Source organism: Bacillus sp. JJ1127, assembly GCF_036965845.1.
Classification (GTDB): domain Bacteria; phylum Bacillota; class Bacilli; order Bacillales; family Bacillaceae_G; genus Bacillus_A.
In genome coordinates this window covers 15,737-18,895 of record NZ_JBALQK010000123.1, presented here as the reverse complement: position 1 = coordinate 18,895, position 3,159 = coordinate 15,737, and the positions used below count along the sequence as shown (strand labels likewise).

At 33.6% G+C, this 3,159-nt stretch carries 2 protein-coding genes; one reads left to right on the top strand and one right to left on the bottom strand.

What is annotated here, in order from left to right; translation table 11 throughout:
* Nucleotides 1-148: 148 nt before the first annotated feature.
* Entirely contained in the window at nucleotides 149-1,132 is a 984-nt protein-coding gene (gene guaC, locus V7183_RS13030) for a GMP reductase (RefSeq protein ID WP_335359793.1), read from the bottom strand.
* 506 nt (nucleotides 1,133-1,638) lie between these two features.
* On the opposite strand from guaC, the gene V7183_RS13025 reads away from it, so the two are divergent.
* Nucleotides 1,639-3,072: an amino acid permease gene (locus V7183_RS13025; RefSeq protein WP_097894487.1), complete on the top strand. Its 1,434-nt coding sequence runs from the start codon at nucleotides 1,639-1,641 to the stop codon at nucleotides 3,070-3,072.
* Nucleotides 3,073-3,159: the final 87 nt, after the last annotated feature.

Sequence of the window (3,159 nt, the reverse complement as noted above, 5' to 3'; positions counted from 1 at the left end):
TAATACTAGAAAATTCAGTAAATTAAAATAAATTATATATTTAGTATAGTTTATTAAAGAAATCTCTTAAAAAATAAAAAATGAGCAAGTACAAAATAAAGTACTGTGCCCATTTTTAGTCCTATATTCTAAATGATAAATAATTTTCTTAATATACTTTATCACCGTTAAAAATAGAGTTTTTAACGACAACATAATCTACAGTACGGATTGCTTCTAATTTTGTTCCACCAGCATAAGAAATAGAAGATTGAAGATCTTGCTCCATTTCAATCAACGTATCTTCTAAAGAACCTTTATGCTCGACAAACATTTTTTTACCTTCGACGTTTTTCTTTTCACCTTTTTGGAACTCTGAAGCTGAACCAAAATATTCTTTATAAAGCTTACCGTCTTTTTCAATTGTTTCCCCTGGAGATTCCTCATGACCAGCAAATAGTGAACCAATCATAACCATAGTTGCACCAAATCGAATTGATTTCGCTACATCACCATGTGTACGAATGCCACCGTCAGCAATAACTGGTTTACTTGCAGCTTTTGCACACCAACGAAGTGCAGCTAATTGCCAACCGCCAGTTCCAAATCCAGTTTTAATTTTCGTAATACATACCTTACCAGGTCCAATTCCTACTTTCGTTGCGTCGGCACCAGCATTTTCTAATTCTCTTACTGCTTCTGGAGTTCCTACATTCCCTGCAATAACAAAACTTTCAGGTAAGTATTTCTTAATATGTTGAATCATTTTTATCACAGCATTAGAATGACCATGTGCGATATCTATTGTAATGTATTCGGGTAAAAGATGTTCAGCAGCTAATTGCTGTACGAATTCATACTCTTCTTCTTTAACCCCAACACTTATGGATGCGATTAATCCACGTGAATGCATATCTTTAATGAATGAGATACGTTTTTCTGGTTCAAAACGATGCATAATATAAAAATAATTATTTTCAGCTAAGTAAGTTGCAATTTTTTCATCTATAATCGTTTGCATATTTGCAGGTACAACAGGTAACTTAAATGTATGTTTTCCTAAAGCTACACTTGTATCACATTCAGAACGACTGTTTACGATACATTTTGCGGGAATTAATTGAATATCTTCATAGTCAAATACGTTTTCCATCATTTACACCCCTAAATACGAATGATTTAAAATTTTTATATAAAAATGTTCGTCCAATTGGTAATGTACATCATTTTCCTCAATAAGTCAAAGTTTTTAGTATTTATATATCAAAAAGGAATAATTTTCTAAAAATAATTCTTGAATATTCAGTATATTTGTATTATTATTACTATATTATCCGATGACAGAGATTAGCCTCCCTGCAAAACCGGATATTGTTGCACTTAATTAAATAAAGGATAATTGGCTTCTTTCCACTTGAACTTCCTTAGCAGGAAGACGAGCCATAAGGATAGGGACAGTAAAATCCAATGTGATTTCTTACATTGTTTTTCTGGCTCTTTTTATTTTACCTATACATAAGGAATGAGTAGGAGAGCTTATAGGTGATATTCAGAAAGCGTTATCAATTATTCTGGTTTTGGATGAATCATGTAAGTTATGTATGTGTGGTTACTATAATGAATGAATTTTCGAAAATAAAATTATAGGTTGGTGATCTTTTGGCTAATGTAAAAAATGAATTGCAAAAAGAGCTAAAAACCAGGCATATAACGATGATTTCAATTGGGGGGGTTATTGGAGCTGGGTTATTTGTTGGGAGTGGGACAATCATTCGTACAACAGGTCCTGGTGCAATACTGTCTTATATCATCGGAGCTTTAATTGTTGTATTAGTAATGCGTATGCTCGGAGAGATGGCAGCAGAAAATCCTGATAGTGGTTCCTTTTCAACATATGCACATAAGGCTATTGGACCTTGGGCAGGATATACAATCGGTTGGTTATATTGGTTCAACTGGGTCATTATTGTAGCAATCGAGGCAGTGTTATTAGGCGCGATGATTAACAATTGGTTTCCTTCTATACCGGCATGGATTGCTAGTGTATCAATGATCATTCTGATGACAATTACAAATATTTATTCTGTAAAATTGTATGGGGAATTTGAATATTGGTTAGCGCTTATTAAAGTTACAGCGATACTTGTATTTTTAGGTTTGGGTATTGCAATGATTATAGGAATTGTTCCAGGTGTGGAAAGACCAAGCTTATCCATTATTTCTGAAAATGGCGGTTTCTTTCCGAATGGGATCCTTCCGGTATTTCTTAGTGTTGTATTTATTTCCTTTTCTTTGTCTGGAAGTGAAGTAGCAGCTATTGCAGCGGGTGAATCGGAAAATCCAGAAAAAAATGTAATAAAGGCAATTAACGCTGTTGTATGGCGGCTAATGCTTTTCTTTGTTGGTTCTGTTTCAATTTTAGTTATTTTCATTCCTTGGAACAATGAATCATTATTACAATTTCCATATGCGAGTTTATTTCATATGGCGGGAATTCCAGCAGCTGCTGAAATTATGAATGGAGTTGTATTTCTTTCTTTATTGTCCGTTTTAAATTCAGGATTATATACCAGTTCTCGCATGTTGTTTTCCCTCTCTAAAAAGGGTGATGCCCCTAAAGTGTTCTCCAAATTAAATAGTAGAGGAGCACCAATTTGGGCAATACTTGCAAGTATATTATTTGCATTTATTTGTGCGATGCTTAAATTTTTGTCACCAGATAAATTATTTGCATTTTTAGCAAATAGTTCAGGTGGAGTCACAATGCTTATGTATATGTTTGTTGCAGTTTCCCATATTAAATTGAGAAGAATAGCGGAAAAAGAAGGGCCGGAAAAATTAAAAGTAAAAATGTGGTTATTTCCGTATTTAACTTACGTGACCCTTTGCGTGATTGTTGCTATATTTGTTTCTCAAGTATTTATAGAAGATATGCGTATGCAGTTTTATCTTACACTGCTTGCAACTGCCATTGTTATAGTTTCTTATTTTTGGAGATTTAGAAATGGAAGGATACCAGTAAAGAGTGAGAAAACGGAATTAGATGAGCTGACAATGATGAAAAATTCGGGGATCAGTTTGGAGAAAAAATAAGGGGTAATTTCTATATATACATCAATTAAAAAAACGACATAAAACCCCTCTTTTTAGGCGGGAGAGAGTATCTGGCCATGCATAGAA

Coding starts and splice junctions, on each gene's coding strand:
- guaC (WP_335359793.1), bottom strand. CDS start 1,132: ATGGAAAACGTATTTGACTATGAAGATATTCAATTAATTCCCGCAAAA.